Below are 18458 nucleotides of genomic sequence, written 5' to 3' on the forward strand. Positions count from 1 at the left end.
GACTTGTAGGGCAGGTTGCCGGCGATGAAGATGACCGAGCCGTATTCGCCGACGCCGCGCGCGAAGGCCAGCGCGAAGCCGGTGACGATGGCCGGCGCCAGGCCCGGGAACAGCACCCGGGTGACGATCTGGAAGCGGCTGGCGCCGAGCGTGGCGGCGGCCTCCTCCACCTCCTTGTCGATCTCCTCCATGATCGGCTGCACGGTGCGCACGACGAAGGGCAGGCCGATGAAGACCAGCGCGATGACGATGCCGAGCGGGGTGTAGGCGACCTTGAGCCCAAGCGGCAGCAACAGCTTGCCGATCCAGCCATTGGGCGCGTAGAGCGTGGTCAGCGCGATGCCGGCCACCGCCGTCGGCAGCGCGAAGGGCAGGTCGACCATGGCATCGACGATGCGGCGGCCGGGAAAGCGGTAGCGCACCAGCACCCAGGCGACCAGCGTGCCGAAGACGACATTGACGGCGGCCGCGACAAAGGCGGTGCCGAAGCTGATGCGGAGCGCGTTGATGGTGCGCCGGTCGGTGGCGATCACCCAGAAATCGGTCCAGCCCAGCGCCGCGGAGCGCCAGATCAGCCCCGACAGCGGAATGAGGATGATGAGGGTAAGGTAGGCAAGCGAGAAGCCGAGCGTCAATCCGAAACCCGGAATGACGCTCGGCTGTCGAAACCGCCAACCCGCCCGAGCGGGTGCTGTGATCATATCGTCCTGAATATCGACTGCTTACTGGGGCTTGTAGATCTGGTCGAATATACCACCATCGCCGAAATGGTAAGGCTGTGCTTTCTTCCAGCCGCCGAATTGTGGGTCGTCGATGGTGACCAGCTTGATCGGCGGTAGCTTGGCCAGGTCCTCTACCGGCACCAGATCGGGCTTGGCCGGACGATAGTGGTTCTTGGCGATGATCGTCTGCGCTTCCTTGGAATAGAGCCAGCCCAGATAGGCTTCGGCGACCTTGCGCGTGCCCTTGGCATCGACATTGGCGTCGACCAAAGCGACCGGCGGCTCGGCCAGGATCGAGGTCGGTGGATAGACGATATCGAAATTTTCGGCACCGAACTCGTCGAGCGCTAGATAGGCCTCGTTTTCCCAGGCAATCAGCACGTCGCCCAGGCCCTTTTGCGCGAAGGTCACCGTCGAGCCGCGCGCACCGGTATCGAGCACCGGAGCGTTGGCATAGAGCTTGCCTACGAACTCCTTCGTCTTGGCCTCGTCGCCACCGTCATTGGCGTTGGCATAAGCCCAGGCGGCGAGATAGTTCCAGCGTGCGCCGCCCGATGTCTTCGGGTTGGGCGTAATCACCTGGACGCCGTCCTTGACCAGGTCGTTCCAGTCGTGGATGCCCTTGGGGTTTCCTTTGCGGACGAGGAAGATGATGGTCGAGGTGTAGGGTGCCGAATTGTTCTCGAATTTCGTGCGCCAGTCCGGATTGATCTTTTTCGACTTGGAGACGATGGCGTTGATATCGCCTTCGAGCGCCAGCGTCACCACGTCGGCGTCGAGGCCGTCGATCACGGCCCGGGCCTGTGCGCCCGATCCACCGTGCGACTGCTGTATGGTGACCGTTTCCCCTGTCTCGGCTTTCCAGTGAGCGGCGAAGGCCTCGTCATAAGCCTTGTAGAGCTCGCGTGTCGGATCGTACGACACGTTGAGAATGGTGGTATCGGCGAACGCGAAACCGAGCGTGCCGAACTGGACAGACGTGGCGACCAGTGCGCCGAGCAGTCTCCTGAAACGAGGTTTGGTCATTTCTGCCTCCGTTGAACCCGCGTCAAATCTACCGAATTGGTAGAATTTAGATGCATTAAATGTTGCCTTTTTTGTTGTTTTGGAGAAAATCTTGGACCTGATTTCGCGGTGCGGAGAAACATTTTCCCTCAAACGTCCGCTGGCGAATCCCCATCGACCTATCTAGGAACAAGCGGGGCCGAAGCAAGGCTGTGGCATTTGGTCGGCACGCTATCCGGCTGGACTGGGAAATCGAAGCGCTGCTTGGCGGAGGGATCGTGGTTCAGGTGCCGCCATTCGCGTGCATAGTTCTTGAATCCGGCCGAGTGCATCGCGCCGAGCAGCAGCTTGCGGTTTGCCGTTGCTTCGCTTGCGGTACAGGAAAATTGTCCGTTCCGGCGTAACGGATATCCTGGCGGATCGAGGGGCCGGCAACGCGGACGAAGTCGGCGGGCAGGGCATCGGCGCGGGCTGGGAGGAGATTGCGGGTAAAGGAACTAGCGTCGCGAGTATTGTCGCCGCTACCGGTGAAGGTCGGCGCGAGGCGCTGTACCTTAGGCGAAGAAGCGCAATCCTCTGAATTGCTTGCGCAATCTTATTCAACAAACACCTTCACACTTGCCGCGCGTCCCGCCGCATCGATTACGGTCAAGGTCGAGTAGCCGGTGCCGTCCGGTTGCCATGTCGCGGTGCGCCGGCGGTCGATGCCGGTCAGCGGCTTGCCGTTGGCCAGCCAGCGGAACGGCGCGCGCCCGCCTTGCAGCTTCAGTACCAGCGGCGAGGCGTCGGCCGAGTTGGTGGCGAGATCGACGCGGGCGCCGTCGGGCGGAAAGATAATGGTCGGCGCGGGCTCTGTGGGGGTCGAGGCCTGAACCAGGCCGTCGGACCCGGCGCCGAAGCGGGCAAGCGTCACAGGCAGGTCGTTACGTCGAGGAGTGAAGGCGCCGGGGGGCTTGCCCGGCAGCGGCACGGTGGCGAGACCCGAGCGGACAAAGCCCTCGAACAGAATTGGGGCTGCCGACACATAGCCGGACAGGCCAGGCACCGCGCCTGCATCGGCCCGGCCGACCCAGACGCCCAGCACGTAACGGCCGTCGAAGCCGACCGACCAGGCATCACGGTAGCCATAGGAGGTGCCGGTCTTGTAGGCGATGCCGCGCTGCAATGCACCCTCGGGCGGCTTGACGCCCGACAGAATGTCGATGATTTGCCAGCTCGCCTGGTCGTCGAGGATGGTCGCGGTGGTGCGCTCGGCATCGGCCGGCTCGGTGCCATCATGCAGCGTGTGCGTCTTGCCGCCATTGGCGAGCCCTGTATAGAGCTGGACGAGATCGCGCAGCGTAATCCCAACGCCGCCAAGGCCGATGGCCAGGCCCGGCGCCTCGTTGACCGGCAGGATCGGGTTTACCCCAGCCTGGCGGAATCGGGCCGTCAGCCGCGCGGGACCGACCGCGTCGAGCACGCGGATCGCCGGCACGTTGAGCGACAGTTGCAGCGCCTCGCGGATGCTGACGTCGCCCTGGTAGCCCATATCGAAATTCTTCGGCCGGTAGCCGCCGAAATCGGCCGGGCTGTCCTCGATCAGCATTTCCTGCGCCACCAGTCCCTGTTCGAAGGCAAGACCGTAGATGAATGGCTTCAGCGTCGAGCCGGGCGAACGCACGACCTTGGTCATGTCGATCCAGCCGGAGCGGCTGGCGTCGAAGAAATTGGCCGAGCCGACTTCGCCCAGAATATCGCCGGTGCGGGAATCGGCCAGCACCATGGCGACGGAGAGACGCGGCCCAAGCTTGGCGGCGGCGTCGCGCGCTACCTGTTCCAACCCTTCCTGGACGCTCTTGCGGATCGTCAGCTTAAGCGGCTGGCCGGGAACCGCCTTGGGCAGCATCGCATAGGCGGCGTGCGCGGCGAGCGCCGGCAAGCTACGGCGCAGGCCAGACACATCGTCGAGCGCGGCGCGCGCGGCCTCGCGTTCGCCAAGCAGGCCAGCCGAGGCCATGCGGGACAGCACGCGGTCGCGGGCGGCGTGCGCGATCGCGAGGTTGCGGTCGGGCCGGCGCTTCTCCGGCAGTTGCGGCAGGGCGACGAGAAGCGCGGCTTCCGAGACGGTGAGCCGCTTCGGCTCCTTACCGAAATAGGCGAGCGAAGCGGCGCGCACGCCTTCGAGATTGCCGCCATAGGGTGCCAGCGTCAGATAGCGTTCGAGGATCTCGCGCTTGGACAGCCGCCGCTCGATCTGGATGGCGCGCAGCATCTGCTTGAGCTTGGAGCCGAGGCTGCGGCTGTCGCGCGGCTCGATCAGGCGGGCGAGTTGCATCGACAGCGTCGAGCCGCCGGACACGATGTGGCCACTGGTGGCGAACTGGCCGGCGGCGCGGGCAAGCGCCAGCACATCGACGCCTTCATGGTTCCAGAAGCGCTTGTCCTCATAGGTGACCAACATGTCGACGAACTGCTTGTCGACCTGGTCGAGGCGGGTTTCGAGCCGCCAATAGCCGTCAGGCGTGGCGAAGGCGCGCAAAAGCTGGCCGTCACGATCCTGGACTTCCGTCGAGACGGTAAGCTTTTCAGGAAGCGGAGGCGGGAAGGCGCGGTCGAGCTGCCACAGGGTAGCGGCGGAAACAGCAATAACAGCCACCAAGGAGGTGCTAGCGATAGCCGCGCGGCGCAGGAATTTTCTTGAGGGCATGGCGCTGCCCCTCATCCGCCTGCCGGCACCTTCTCCCCGCATAGTGGCGGGGAGAAGGGAGCTGTCGCAATCGTCGGCGCCTTTTCTGTAACGTTGAAAATTGGCGAAAGCCTTGGTGCAGGGCCATTTCTCCCCGTCACTATACGGGGAGAAATGCCCGGCAGGGCAATGAGGGGCAGCGCAAACTTCACGTTCATGTCCGCCTCGACACCTTACGGCGCCTTGACCTCCATCATGCCGGTGGCGGTGCGGGCCGAATATTGCGGCCGGTACATGTCCTCCACCGTTGCGGCCGGATGAGCGTAGGTGCCCGGCGTCACGGCGCGCACGACATAGGCGAGCGTCAGATTGTGGTCGTGGTCGCCGTCGCTGGGGTTGAAGGCGGCGACGAAACGGTCGTCGCGGAATTCCAGATGCGCGGCGTCGGTCTGTGCCAGCCAGGAGAAGTTCGACAATTGCGCGCTGGAGACCAGGCCGGGATTGTCGATCTCGAAGCCGGCCGGCAAAAGGTCGGTAATCAAAAGGCGCGAAGGCCAGTTGTTCTGTTCGTTGACCTTGAGCACGACGACATAGCGTTCGTTCTGGGTTGCCTCCGTCACATTGGCTTCGGTGCCGTCGAGCTTGTAGTAGGTGCGCTCGATAGTGAAGCCGTCACCTCCCGCCGGCAAGGGCTGTACCGGCGACGCCACGGTGGTGACGACGGCCTGCAGCGGGGTCTTGCCGGTGTTGGCGATGGTGAGCGGGCTGTCGGCCAGATCGCTGCCGTTGACCTGGCTGGAATAGCCGCCGGAATGCGGCGCGCCATTGACGGAAAGCGTGATCGAATCATTGCCTTCCTTCAGTGCCCGGGCCGCCAGCAGCATCCAGGATTCATCCTGGGTGCTGGTCCAGCGGACCTCGGCGCGTTGTTTGGTCACCAGCTTGATCAATTCCGGCACGATCGTCGGCGCCGGTTTTGATTCCGCCGCCAGCGCCAGCATCGCGGCGCCGTCCCGCAGCGCCGAGCCATAGTCCGACCGATAATAGTCATAGTCCGTGCTCGACTTGGCGAGCCGCAGCGCCGTCTGGAAGGTCGCTTCCGAACGCTGGGCGTCGCCATAGAGCGCCAGGCTCGCCGCCAGCTGGGCGACAGCCATCGGGCTGGTGAAGGCCTCGAGCTGGGTGTCCGCGTAATAGCGCAGATCGCCGATCGAGGCCTTCTTGTTGCGGGCGAGCACATAGAGCGCGTAGGCGATCTCGCTGCCGCGGTCCTGGACGTCCTGATCGTACCCAAGCGAGTTCTGAAGATTGCCCAGTGCCTGGTTCATGGCGAGCGCCGGCACGTCGTATTTCTGCTCGCGCGCCCTGGTCAGGAAGTCGGTGACATAGGCGTCGAGCCACAGATCGCCGGAGCCCGGGCCCCACAGGCCGAAGCTGCCGCCCGAAGCCTGGTAGCTCAGCACCTTGTAGATCGCGTCCTGGATGCGGCCACGCAGCTCGGGATCGCTCTCCATGCCGACGCCCGAGGCCATTTCGTTGACATAGAGCAGGGGCATCGCCCGGCTGGTGGTCTGCTCGGCGCAGCCATAGGGATAGCGGTCGAGCGTCATCAGGAGCGAAGGCACATCGAAGGCCGCCGCCTGCGAAACGCCGACACTGACCGAAGCGCCGTCGAGCAGGCTTGCCGCCAAAAGCTCCTTGTCGACGCGCAGCGCGCCGCCATTGCCCTTGAGGTCGACCACCAAGCGGGTGGTGACCGGCAATTGCGCCGGACGCACCGGCACGTAGAGCGTCTGCTCGACCTTGGTGCCGTCGGCGTGCGCCAGCTTGATGGTGAGCGAGGCATTGCCTGCCGTCTGTGCGATCAGCGGCACGGTCAGGGTCTGGCGCTTGCCCTGCGCCAGCGTCAGTTTCTGGGGCAGGGGCTTGTCGCCCGTCGAGAGGTCCCCCGTCGTGTCGATCGACAGCGCATAGTCGCCGGCCGGACCGTCGGTGTCCGCAATGTCGAGCCGCATGACGGCGGCGTCGCCGGGCGCCAGGAAGCGCGGCAGGCCGGCGGTGATCACCACCGGATCGCGCACGATCACGTCCGACTGGGCGTGGCCGACCGCTTCCTTGGTCCAGGCGACGGCCATGACGCGAACCGTGCCGTTGAACTGCGGAATATCGAAGTCGACGCGTGCTTTGCCGTCGGCATCGAGCTGCACCGGGCCGGAGAAGAAGGCGACCAGCTTTTCGGTCGGCGGACTGCCCTGCGCCTGCATGTTGGCGCCGTCGCCGCCGGTCCTGAGCTTGCCCATAGTACCGAGAGAGCCGTCGATCAGGCCGCCGTAGAGATCACGGATTTCCATGCCCAGCATGCGCTGGCCGAAAAACCAATTCTCAGGATCCGGCGCCTTGTAGTTGGTCAGGTTGAGGATGCCGACATCGACGGCGGCGACAGTGACATAGGCGTTGCTGCCGGGCTCTACGCCGGCGACCGCGACCGGGATCGACAGCTGCTGGCGCGGCATGGTCTTGTCCGGCGGGGTAAGGGTGACGGCGAGCTTCTTCGAGCCCGGATCGACCTTCAGCCATTTCACGCCGATGGCGCGGGCCGGCATGCGGCTTTCCTGCGCGTCGCCAGGCCGGAACAGGGTTGCCGTAACATAGGCGCCGGCGCCCCAGTCGTCGCCGACCGGGATGTCGACCGTGCCGCCGCCGGCCGGCACCGACGCCGTGACGGTCTTCAACAGCTTGTCGGAACCGATGTTGACCAGAAGTTCGCCGGCAAAGTGCGGCGAGACCTTGAGCCTGGCCACTTCGCCGGCGGCATAATTGTCCTTGTCGAGGGCGATCTCGAGACCATCAGGCGTTTCGGTAGTGGTGGAGGAGACATACCAGCCGCCATCGAACTCATAACTGGTCGCGGGTCCTTCCGGATCCGCTGTCTCGACCTCGAGCCGGTAGCGGCCCCAGTCGACCGGGATCGACACTGTCGCCTCGCCGTCGGCGCCAAGGTCGACTTGGCCATTGGCGATCGATTTGGTGAAGGTGACGGGTTCGTAATTCCATGAGTTGTTGGAGCGGTACCACTGGTAATTGCGCTCGACCTTGACCAGCGACCATTGCGCACCTTTCAGCGCCTCGCGCTGGCCGTCGGGGTCGACGGCGATCAGGCTGAATTTCGCCGTGCCGCCCTGCGGCACTTCATCATCGGCAAAGTCCGGCCGGATGCCGATCATGTGGCCTTGCGGGCGGATGCCGATATTAAGCGAGCGCTCGATTGCGCGGCCGCCGGTCTCACGCATACGGACCGTCACCTTGGCGTCGATGAGCTTCGTGGTCGACGGCAGTTGCTCGACGGAGACCGGGAAGGTCGCCTTGCCATCCTCGCCGACCACCGGAAGATCGGTGAACGGGATGACGGTCGGTTCCGACGACTGCTCGTCGGCAAGGCCAAAGGAATAGCCGTTGAAGCGGTCCCAGTCACGCGCGGTCGACAGGGTCAGTTCGCCTTCGAGCGCGAGGCCAGCAGCCGGTGCGCCATAGAGAAAGCGGCCGTCGACGGTGATGTTGGCGGTTTCGCCCTGCGCGATCTCCTGCTTGTCGGCCTTCATGTCGAATTCGATGCGGTCCGGCACGAAATCCTCGACCAGGAACATCTGGCTGGCGACGGCCGGTTGCTTGGGATCGGTATAGATCGATACCGACCAGGTGCCGCGCATGGCGTTTGGCTGGAGCGGCAGATCGACGGCGTGCCCGCCGGCTGACGCGCCATCGCTGACGACGCGGCGATCCTCGACGCCGTCCGGGCGCGAGAAGATGAAGGTCAGCGGCAGGTTCTCGACCGCCTTGGCGGCGCCGTCACGGGCAAGAGCCGCAACATGCACCTCCTCGCCGGCGCGGTAGATGCCGCGCTCGGTCCAGGCGTAGATATCGAGCGCGCCCGGCGCTGCGCGTCCAGTGACGCCGCGGTCGGACAGGTCGAAACCGGCGCGGGCCATGTCGAGGAAGACAAAGTCGTTATCGCCCTGCCTGGCCATCAGCACGGCCGGCACCATGCCGCCGTCGCCGCGTGTTAGGCCGGGATTGAACACGGCATGACCATCGGCATCCGAAGTCGCGGTGCCGAGGATCTCGTTGTTGCGGGCAACCAGCGTCAGTTCGGCGCCCGCTATCGGCTTGGCGCTGCCCAGCGAACGGGCATAGACATTGAGCCCGTCCTGACCGGTATAGGTCGAGAGGCCGATGTCGGAAACAACGAACCATTGCGTGGCCATCGAGTTGTAGTCGTCGCTCTTCTCGCTGACAGCCTGGGCAGTCAGCACATAGACGCCGGGCTTGCGCCGCGGCAGCGCCTCGTCGACCGGGAAGGAGGTGGTGACCTCCTTGTTCAGGTCGTTGGCGATGTCGAGCTGGCCTTCCCAGACCGGCTCGCCCATCTGCTCGGAAATGTTTGAGATGTCGTAGCTGTCGAGCTGATGCAGGAACTGGTAGCCGGACAGAAGCTGGGCCAGCGAGCGGTCGCCGATGCGATAGAGCTTCATCTCGGCGGCGTTCATGTTGACAGTGACGACGGGGATGCCGCGGCGCGCGCCGGCCGGCAGCACGAAGCTGTCGCCGGTGAAGCGGGCCGAAGGCGCACGGTCCTGCACATAGATCGACAGCACGACGGGCGCGGCGGTCACTTCGCCGATGGCGGCCGGCAGGCCGGCGCGGAAGGTCACGTCATAATGCTGGCCGTGTTCCAGTCCTTCGACGCAAATCTGCTTGTCCTTGGCTTCAACGCCTTTGGGCGGCTGCTTGTCGACGGTGACGAATTGTGCGTAATCGACGCCGGTCTTGACCAGTTCCTCGGAGAATTGGGCGCAGATGCGCGGGGCGCTGGTGTCGGCATCGACGGTGTGGTCGATGACGCGGAAACCCTTGCGAGCCTTGAGATCGGAATAGTCGGCCTGGACCGCAGGCGAAGGTACCAGGGCAAGGCTGGCTTCATAGGCCTGCAGGGCGGGGCGATAGAGGTCGCGCTTGTCGAGGCCGGAGCCGATGAGCGCCAGCGTCTCCGCCCGCGTCCTGGCTGTACGCAGGAGCTTGTAGGCATTGAAGGCGGCCGACGTACCGTTTGCCGGCAAGGTGGAGGCCTCGGATGTGTTGGCCGCCGGCTGCACGGCAAGCGTTTCGCGCGCCAGGTTGAGCCAGAGCTGGCCATCGTCGGGCATGACAGAGACCGCGGCCTCGTATTTCTGCACGGCAGTGCGATGATCGCCGGTGAGCACCGCCTGCTCGGCCGCCGTGGTCAGCGCGGCCATGCCCTCGGTCGGCCTGTCATAGGCCGGGCCGAGCAGCCGGTTACGGTATTGCTGGGCCTGGTCAGCCATCCAGTTGGGGAAGAAGGCGAGTTCCGGCGGCGCGCCGATGTCGGGGTCGCCGTCGATATTGACGACCTTGCCCGCGACCGCGCCGTTGAAGGGCTTCAACTGGTTATAATCGGATTTGAGGAAGCACCATTTGGCCTTGGTGTTATAGGTGAAGGCGCGGCAGGCGGGATCGCCCAGGCAGGTGGTCTTGCATTGATCGAGCGTGACGTTCTGGTCGGACCGGAGGTCGAAACCGAAATAGTCGGAATTGTCGGTCGTTGCGACTCGCCGTGCTTCGGCCGCTTGCGCGACGTTACCCCAGGCCAAGACATTGGCCCAGGCGAAGAAGAGAAGGATCAGGAAAGACAGACGACGAGCCGCGCGCATTGCCATAACACCCTCCAGACAATTTGCAGACGTCCGGGCATGTTCAAGCTTCACTCAGGCTTGTCAACATGAGGACGCGGCAGGGTTCCGCCTGCCAACGGTTTCCTTTCCGGCCAACAGCCGGTAGTACCTCCATAGGACAGGGGATCACGCATTCTTGCGGCAATGCAAAAGGTGTGAATTCCAAGCCCGTCCTATTTCAGACAATTGGATTGTGGCCCCTTTACGAGCGCTTCAGAACTTCATTCCAATTTTAGGTTTGTAAAGTAGGTTGTCTTAATGCCGGCGTATGAAAGGCAGATGTCAGGGGGTACCGAGCCAAAGCGCGTGCTTTCGCGCGCGCTGCTTCTGGCCGTGATCTGCTGCTCGCTGATCGCCGGGCTGGGACCGGCGGCCGCCTTCGAAATCTTCGGCATCAAGCTGTGGGGCTCATCGAGCGATGAGGATGCCGACATCGTCGATCCGATGCGCTACGCCGTGACCATCTCCGCGCCCGACGCCGACAAGGACCTGGTAAAAAAGCTCGAAAACGCCTCGGCGCTGAAGAGCGACGAAGACCATCCCGTCTCCGGCTCGCTCGGTCTGATGGCCAAGGCGCGCAGCGATCGAGAACAGCTTGTGGCGGCGCTCTACGCCGATGCCCGCTACGAAGGCGTCGTCACCATCACCATCGAGGGCAAGCCGCTGGACGAATTGCCGCCGGACGCCGAATTCAAGGGTCCGCAGCCCATTCCCGTGGCCGTCAACATCGCCGCGGGTCCCAAATTCACCCTCGGCGATATCCGGCTGGAGGGTGACGCCGCTGGACTGATGAGCGCCGATTACGGCCTGATATCAGGCGGCGACGCTGGGTCTGGCGCGGTGCTCAAGGCCGAGGCGCTGATCGTGCGCACGCTGAAGGAGCAGGGCAGGCCGCTGGCCGAGGTGACCAGCAGGCACATCGTCGCCGACCATGACACGTCGACCCTCGACGTGACGCTGACGGTTGCTGCCGGGCCAGTCGCCGGCTATGGCGCGACCACGGTGGAAGGCACCGAGAAGGTCGACCGCGACTTCACCGAATACATGACCGGGCTGAAACGTGGCCGGCAATACTCGCCTCAGGAGATCGACGATGCGCGCGACAGGCTGCTGGCGCTCGAGGTCTTCAACAGCGTGACTTTCAAGGAGGCCGACAAGCTCGATGCCGAGGGCAACATTCCGATCGGCGTCCAGGTCAGCGAGCGCAAGCCGCGTTATTTCGGGCTGGGCGGCACCTTCTCGAATACGGAAGGGCTGGGGCTGGAGGGGTATTGGGGCCATCGCAACCTGTTCGGCCGGGCCGAGAAGCTGCGCATCGACGGAGCCATCAGCGGCATCGGCAGCAATGACCTGTCCGAATTGAACTACAATGCCGGCATCATGTTCGAGAAACCCGGCGTGATCGGGCCGGCATCTAAATTCTTCGCCGGCATCAAGACCGTGCTCGAACATCCCGACGCCTACGACCATTTCTCGGTCAAGGGCAACACCGGCCTGTCCTATGAACTGACCAAGAACCAAACCGTGTCGGCCGAGGTCGCGCTCGACTATTCACGCATCCACGATTCCTTTGGCAAACATAAATACCTGATCGCCAGCATCCCGCTGCAATATGTCTATGACAACAGGGACGTCAGGCTGAACCCGACCAAGGGCTTCAGGTTGCTGGCCTATGCCGAGCCGAGCTACGACATATTGAGCGGTGCCGCCTTCCTCAAGCTGAAGGGCGAGGGATCGGCCTATCAGTCGCTGGATACCGCTTCGAAATTCGTGCTGGCGGAACGTGTCGCACTTGGCTCGATCGTCGGCACCAGCCTGCAGAACGTGCCTGCCGACCGGCGTTTCTATTCCGGCGGCGGCGGCTCGGTGCGCGGCTATGCCTATCAGGGCATCGGCCCCAAGGATTTCACCGGCCAGCCGATCGGCGGCCTGTCCTTCTTCGAGACCTCGGTTGAAATGCGTATCGCCATCACCGACACGATCGGCATCGTGCCGTTCGTCGATGCCGGCACGGTATCGACCAAGTCGTTCCCCGATTTTTCCGACGTCAAGGTGGGCGCCGGCGTCGGCTTGCGCTATGTGACGCCATTCGGGCCGCTGCGTATCGACGCCGCCGTGCCGCTCAACCGCGACCCAGGCGACCCTCATTTCGGCATCTATGCCGGCATTGGCCAAGCGTTTTGAACATGAAGACGGTCTGGCGCATCCTTCGCATTTTTCTCTACACGCTGCTGATCGTGGTAGCAGGCGCCATCGGCGCGCTTTTCGTGCTGACCAAGACCGAGCGTGGACGCGACAATCTCGCCGGCATCATTTCGCGCCTGGCCTCGAGCGACGAGCGTAAGGTCACCGTCAGCGGCATCGACGGGATCTGGTCGGGCGCGCTCAGTGTCGACCATGTCGTGCTGGAGGACCGCGAGGGCGCCTGGCTGGTGGCGCGCAAGGTGGCCATCGACTGGTCGCCGCTGGCACTGTTGTCCAAAAACTTCAGCGCCGACCGCATCGCGGCGGAGCGCATCGAACTTGCGCGTCTGCCGGTGGCCGGCACGCAGCAGCCGGCGCAAGGCGGCGCGACGACGCTGCCGGTTTCCATTGATATCAAGCAGATCGACTTGCCGGAAGTCGCGCTCGGCCAACAACTGGCCGGCAGCGGCATCGCCGAACTCGCCGCCAAGGCCTCGGTGAAGGCCGACGCCGCACCGCTGTCGGTCGAGACGGTGCTCAACATTACCCGCCATGACGGCAAACAGGGCAATGTCGACGCGCAGATCCATTTCGCGCCAGCGGACAACAAGCTCGACCTCAACCTCAAGGCGTCGGAACCGGCCGGCGGCATCATCGCCAATCTGCTCAATCTGCCGGACACGCCGCCGGTCGACATCGTCGTCTCGGGCACCGGGCCGCTGGCCAACTGGAGTGGCGTCGGTACCTTCCTTGTCGATCATCGGATCGTAACCCAGCTCACCGGCCGCCATCAGCTCACCGACAAGGGTAACTATCTCGAAGCCAAGGGCGACGGCGATTTCGCCCGCTTCCTGCCGGAGAACCTGAAACCATTGTTTGTCGGTAAGACCAGCTTCGATATGGCGGGCACTGCCACGACGGCGGGCGGGATCAGTGTCGACCGGGCCAACATCGACAGTGATGCCGTGCACGGCACCGCGACCGGTATCGTCGATCCCGCCGGAGCCAGCGATCTTTCGGTCGAACTCGCCGCCAAGGGGCCACCCGTGGTGGTTAGCGTCGGCAGCAAGGCGCAGCCGATCACGCTGGCGATCAAGAATGCCACCGCCCGGGCGTTCGGCGACGGCAAGGCGCCGGTCGTCGATATCGGCGCCTCCTTCGTTTCGATCGTCGTCGGCGGCACGCGGCTAGACGACCTGGCGGCGCAGATACACTCCGACGGTTTCGACATCCAGAACCGCACCGGGCCGGTTACCGTCAAGCTTGGGGCCGGTGGCCTGAAAACCGACGTCGCGACGCTGGCGCCGCTGGTCACTGGCAAGGTCGATGTCGGCCTGGCTGGTTCCCTCAGCAAGGACGCCATTGTCATCGATCAGGGCACGCTCCGGTCCGATGCGCTCAATGCCTCGCTGACGGCGACCGTGGCGCTCGCCGACCTGTCGATGCAGCTCAAGATGAATGCCGATGCCGTGGCGACCGCCTTCCCGCAGCAGATCGCCTCGGTGCTCGGCGGGCGGGTGAAGTTCTCGGCCACAGCGTCGCGCGATCCGCAGGGCTCGTTCGCCGCCAACTCGATCGAACTCACGTCCGGTTCGCTCAGCGCCAGCGGTACCGCCAGCATGCAAGGTACCGACATCCTGGCCGATATCAAAGGCCGGCTGGGTGATGTTTCGGTGCTGTCGCCGACGGTCGGCGTCCCGGTCGAGGGCGGTGTCGATTTCGCCCTGTCGGCAAGCGGCGCCATGACCGCGCCGGATTTCACGGTTTCCGCCGACAGCGATAGCCTGACGGCCTCGGGCCGCACGGTGAAGGCGATCAAGCTGACCGCGAGCGGCAAGGCCGACATTGCTAACCCTTCCGCCAATGTCTCGCTGACAGGCGCCGTCAACGACCAGCCGCTCGACATCAAGGCGGCGCTGGTGACGAGCGAAGGCAAGCGCTCGATCAATGGCTTTGCGGTGTCGCTGGGTGACAACAAGGTGTCGGGCGATCTGGCACTGGATGACAAGTTCATGCCGCTGGGCACGCTCATTCTTTCTGCGCCTGCAATCGATCAGCTTGCGGCGCTGGCCGGCCAGGCGGTGACCGGCGACATCAACGGCACCATCCGCTTTGCCAAGAGTGGCGACGCGCCCTCCGTTGCCATTGACGCGAAGAGCACGTCGATTGCGCGAGGCGAGGTGACGGCCAGCACAATCGCCGTCAATGCCCTGATTGCCAACTATCTCAAGGCGCCGGCGATTTCAGGCTCGATCAAGGCCGATGCTGTGACGTCAGGGACCACCCAAGTCGGCGGCATCATCGTCGATCTGAAGCGCGACGGAGACTGGACGAATTTTGCCGGCGGCGCCACGGTATCCGGCATTCCAGCGAAGGCGGCGGGGCGCCTGAAGATCGCCGATGGCGTCACCAGCGTCGAGATCGCCTCGGGCGAGGCTACGATTCGCGGCATCAAGGCGGCAATTGCCGAGCCATCTATGCTCAGTATCGCCGATGGCACCACCAGCATCGAAAAATTAGCGCTCGATGTCGGCGGCGGCTCGGTGGCGCTGTCCGGTACCGCCGGCCAGACGCTCGATCTCGCGGCAAAGGTCTCCGCCTTGCCGGCTGCCCTTGCCAACGGCTTTTCGCCCGGCCTCGATGCCGCTGGAACGCTTGATGGCAGCGCTGAGGTAACGGGCTCGCCGTCGGCTCCGGACGTCCGGTTCAATGTGCAACTGGCCGGTGTCGAAACAAGCCAAACCCGCCAGACCGGGCTTGGGCAGCTCGCAGTCGACGCGGCCGGCAGCTACACCATGGCCGGCGGCGTCGTCCTCGACCACGCGACGCTCTCCGGTGACAAGGTTTCCGGTCAAGCCGCCGGCACGATCAATCCGAACGGCGCCAGCGATTTCGCCCTTGACCTCGTCTCATCCGGTCCAAGTCTGCCGCTCACGATCGGAAGCGCCGAGAGTCCCATCAAGATCGAGGTCCGGTCGCTGTCGGCAAAGGTGGCGGGCGAGAGCACGCGGGCCCGATTGGATATGTCCGCGATCCTGCCCTCGATCGCCACGAGACCGGCGAAGGTGGACGGGCTGAGCCTGGTATTGCACTCGGATGCGTTCGATCTGAAGAACCGCGCCGGGCCGGTTTCGGGCACAGTTTCGGTGGATAGGGTTGGGCTCGACAATCCCACGATCGCGCCGCTGATCGCCGGCAAGGTCACGGCCGCGCTCAGCGGGCGCCTGTCAGCCGACGCTGTCGCCATCGACAGCGGCTCGCTCAAAAGCGACGCGCTCAACAGCGAGGTCGCCGGCCTGGTGTCGCTGCGTGACGGCGCCATCGACCTCAAGCTGAAGGCGGATGCTCCATCGTCGGCCCTGCCGGCCGCAGCACGCGGCATGCTTGGCGAACGGGCGCAGTTGAGCGCCATGCTGAAGCGCGAACCCAACGGTAATATCGCCATAGGCGGATTGACGCTGGCCTCCGGCGCGCTGACCGCACAGGGGCAGGCGAGCCTTGCCGACAATACGCTGGCCGCCGACATCAAGGGCGTGCTGGGCGATGTTTCGCTGCTGTCGAAGGATGCCAAAGGCGCTATCGCCTTTGCGCTGAATGCGCAGGGCCCGGCGACCGCGCCGGATCTGTCGCTGACCGTCGACAGCGACAAGCTTTCGGTGGCGTCGCGCGAGATCACCGGGCTCAGACTAACCGCCACCGGCAAAGCCGACGCGGCCAAGCCGGCGGCCAATGTGCAGCTGACAGGCAATGTCGCGGGCCAACCCTTGCAAGGCAGTGCGGTGCTGGCGACCGCGGACGGCAAGAGCGCCATCAATGGCCTGCTTTTGTCGCTGGGCCAAAACAGGATTTCCGGCGACCTGGCGCTGGACGACAAGTTCATACCCGAAGGCACGATCTCTCTCGACCTGCCCGATATAGGACCGCTTGCCGCACTGGCGCTGGAAAAAGCGGAAGGTGATGTGCGCGGCACGATTGCGTTCTCGAAGAACGGTGCCGCACCGCAGGTCGCCATCAAGGCTACGACCGCCTCGGTCACGCGCGGCGATCTTCAGGCGAAGGCCGTGTCGATCGACGCATTGATCGCCAATTACCTCGCCGCTCCGGTCATCTCCGGAAAAATCCATGCCGACACCGTCACGTCGGGCGGCACGGTGATCAGCGGCATCGATGTCGACCTGAAGCGTGACGGCGACTGGACCGGCTTTTCCGGCGGCGCGACGGTGAAAGGAATTCCGGCGAGGGCCGCGGGCCGCGTGAAGGCGGCAAACGGCACGACGACCATAGAGCTTGCTTCCGGCGAGGCGACCGTCCAAGGCATAAAGGCTGCCATCGCGCAGGCTTCGACCGTCACCATCGCCAATGGCACGACGACGCTGGACAGGCTGGTGCTCAACCTGGGCGGCGGCACGGCGACGGTGACCGGCAAGATCGGGCAGGCGCTCGACATCAACGCGGCGCTGGCGCGGGTGCCGATCTCGCTTGCCAACAGTTTTTCGCGGGGTCTCGATGCCGCCGGTTCGATTTCGGGCACGGTGAAGGTCACCGGGGCACCAGCCAGCCCCAGTGTGGCGTTCAACCTCGACGCTGCCGGCGTGCAGACTTCGCGGACCCGCGGCGCGGGGGTCGGTGCGGTGAGTGTCTCTTCCTCCGGCACCTTTGCCGGCAACAAGCTGACCTTCAACGCCAATGTCAGCGATGGGGCCGGCCTTGGTCTCAAGGGGGGCGGCACGGTGACGACATCAGGCACGCCGGCGCTCGCGCTCGACTTCAATGGCGCCGTGCCGTTCGGCATCCTCAGTCAGAAGCTCGCCGCGCAAGGCCTGTCGCTGACGGGGACCGCGAGTGTCAATGTGCAGGTACGCGGTCCCGCGACATCGCCGGTCATCGGCGGCAGCATCAGCACGTCGGGCGCCCGCCTGCTCGACGCGCGTTCCGGGCTTGCGGTCAACGACATCGCAGCCGAAATTTCCATCGGCAATGGCGTCGCCAGGATCAACCGGCTGACCGGGACGCTGTCGACGCGCGGCAGCCTGTCGGCCAGCGGCACGGTCGGTATCAATCCGGCGCAGGGGTTCCCGGCCGATCTGTCGATCAAGCTCACCGACGGCCGCTACACCGATGGGCGGGTGGTCACCGCCAATCTTGGCGGCGACCTGACGATCAAAGGACCGCTGACGTCGGCGCCGGTGATTGCCGGCACCGTCAACCTTGCCAAGACCGTGATCACCGTTCCGGACAAATTGCCAGGTTCGCTTTCGGCGCTCGATGTCAAACACAAGAACGCGCCCGGCGCGGTGAGGGCGCAGGACAAGGCATTGCGCCCGGCCACGACCAGCGGCAAGACGGGTGGCAGCGGCCTTGTGCTGGATGTCACCGTCAACGCGCCGAACCAGATCTTCATCCAGGGCAGGGGCGTGGACGCCGAACTCGGCGGCTCGCTCAGGCTGACCGGTCCGGCCTCATCGCCGCAAGCGGTCGGCACTTTCACGCTGCAACGCGGGCGGCTGTCGATTCTCGGCAAGCGGCTGACCTTCACCGAGGGCACGGTCGGCTTTTCTGGCTCGCTGGTGCCCTATCTCAACCTGACCGCGACAACGACCACGAGCAGCGCAACCGTCACCATCGTGGTGTCGGGCGAGGCGACCAATCCGAAATTCACCTTCACCTCGGTGCCGGCGCTGCCCGAGGACGAGGTGCTGGCGCAACTGATCTTCGGGCGGTCCATGTCGAACCTGTCGCCGCTGCAGATCGCGCAACTGGCCGAAGCCGCCGGGCAACTCGCCGGTGTCGGCGGCTCGACGTCGCTGCTGGAAAACCTGCGCAGCGCGATCGGCGTCGACGATCTCGATGTCACCACCGACGAAAAGGGCGGCACGGCGGTTTCTGCCGGCAAGTACCTCAACGACCGCACCTATGTGACGATCCAGAAAGGCGACAAGCCGGGCTCGGGCAAGGCCACGATCGACCTCAACGTGGGACGTGGCGTCAAACTGCGCGGCGAGGCGACGGACGCCGGCGAAGCCAAGGGCGGCATCTTCTACGAGAAGGAATATTGAAGCGGAGACTTGGGCTGGCCCTCATCCTGGCGAGGGCTGGTCCTGTCGCAAACCGCGCCAATGTCTCAGTTTAATC

General features: G+C 64.6%; 6 protein-coding genes. 2 read left to right on the top strand and 4 right to left on the bottom strand.

Annotation, left to right across the window (positions count from 1 at the left end; all coding sequences use genetic code 11):
- From cysT to FJ973_RS20605, 4 genes are all read right to left on the bottom strand, one after another.
- The coding region (gene cysT, locus FJ973_RS20580; protein WP_140557459.1) for a sulfate ABC transporter permease subunit CysT at positions 1–701 on the bottom strand (701 nt) is incomplete at its 3' end.
- Between the two features lie 21 nt (positions 702–722).
- Positions 723–1748 (bottom strand): sulfate ABC transporter substrate-binding protein, encoded by a 1026-nt coding sequence (locus FJ973_RS20585; RefSeq protein ID WP_140495068.1) that lies wholly within the window; start codon positions 1746–1748, stop codon positions 723–725.
- A 574-nt stretch (positions 1749–2322) separates the two neighbouring features.
- Positions 2323–4416 (bottom strand): penicillin-binding protein 1C, encoded by a 2094-nt coding sequence (gene pbpC / locus FJ973_RS20595; protein ID WP_140557460.1) that lies wholly within the window; start codon positions 4414–4416, stop codon positions 2323–2325.
- A 212-nt stretch (positions 4417–4628) separates the two neighbouring features.
- Positions 4629–10127 (bottom strand): alpha-2-macroglobulin family protein, encoded by a 5499-nt coding sequence (locus tag FJ973_RS20605; RefSeq protein WP_140557461.1) that lies wholly within the window; start codon positions 10125–10127, stop codon positions 4629–4631.
- A 273-nt stretch (positions 10128–10400) separates the two neighbouring features.
- Here FJ973_RS20605 and FJ973_RS20610 point away from each other — a divergent pair, with 273 nt between their 5' ends.
- Together FJ973_RS20610 and FJ973_RS20615 are read left to right on the top strand one after the other, a co-directional pair.
- A complete protein-coding gene (locus FJ973_RS20610) occupies positions 10401–12326 on the top strand; it encodes an autotransporter assembly complex family protein (RefSeq protein ID WP_140521247.1) in 1926 nt (641 codons plus the stop codon).
- Between the two features lie 2 nt (positions 12327–12328).
- Positions 12329–18382 (top strand): translocation/assembly module TamB domain-containing protein, encoded by a 6054-nt coding sequence (locus tag FJ973_RS20615; protein WP_140557462.1) that lies wholly within the window; start codon positions 12329–12331, stop codon positions 18380–18382.
- The last annotated feature ends 76 nt before the right edge of the window (positions 18383–18458 follow it).

Origin of the sequence: Mesorhizobium sp. B2-1-3 (assembly GCF_006442495.1) — a bacterium.
Taxonomy (GTDB): Bacteria; Pseudomonadota; Alphaproteobacteria; order Rhizobiales; family Rhizobiaceae; genus Mesorhizobium.

What these genes read in the sequence shown, in the direction of transcription:
- FJ973_RS20585 (WP_140495068.1), bottom strand. Translation starts at nt 1,748, where the DNA reads ATGACCAAACCTCGTTTCAGGAGACTGCTCGGCGCACTGGTCGCCACG.
- pbpC (WP_140557460.1), bottom strand. Translation starts at nt 4,416, where the DNA reads ATGCCCTCAAGAAAATTCCTGCGCCGCGCGGCTATCGCTAGCACCTCC.
- FJ973_RS20605 (WP_140557461.1), bottom strand. Translation starts at nt 10,127, where the DNA reads ATGGCAATGCGCGCGGCTCGTCGTCTGTCTTTCCTGATCCTTCTCTTC.
- FJ973_RS20610 (WP_140521247.1), top strand. Translation starts at nt 10,401, where the DNA reads ATGCCGGCGTATGAAAGGCAGATGTCAGGGGGTACCGAGCCAAAGCGC.
- FJ973_RS20615 (WP_140557462.1), top strand. Translation starts at nt 12,329, where the DNA reads ATGAAGACGGTCTGGCGCATCCTTCGCATTTTTCTCTACACGCTGCTG.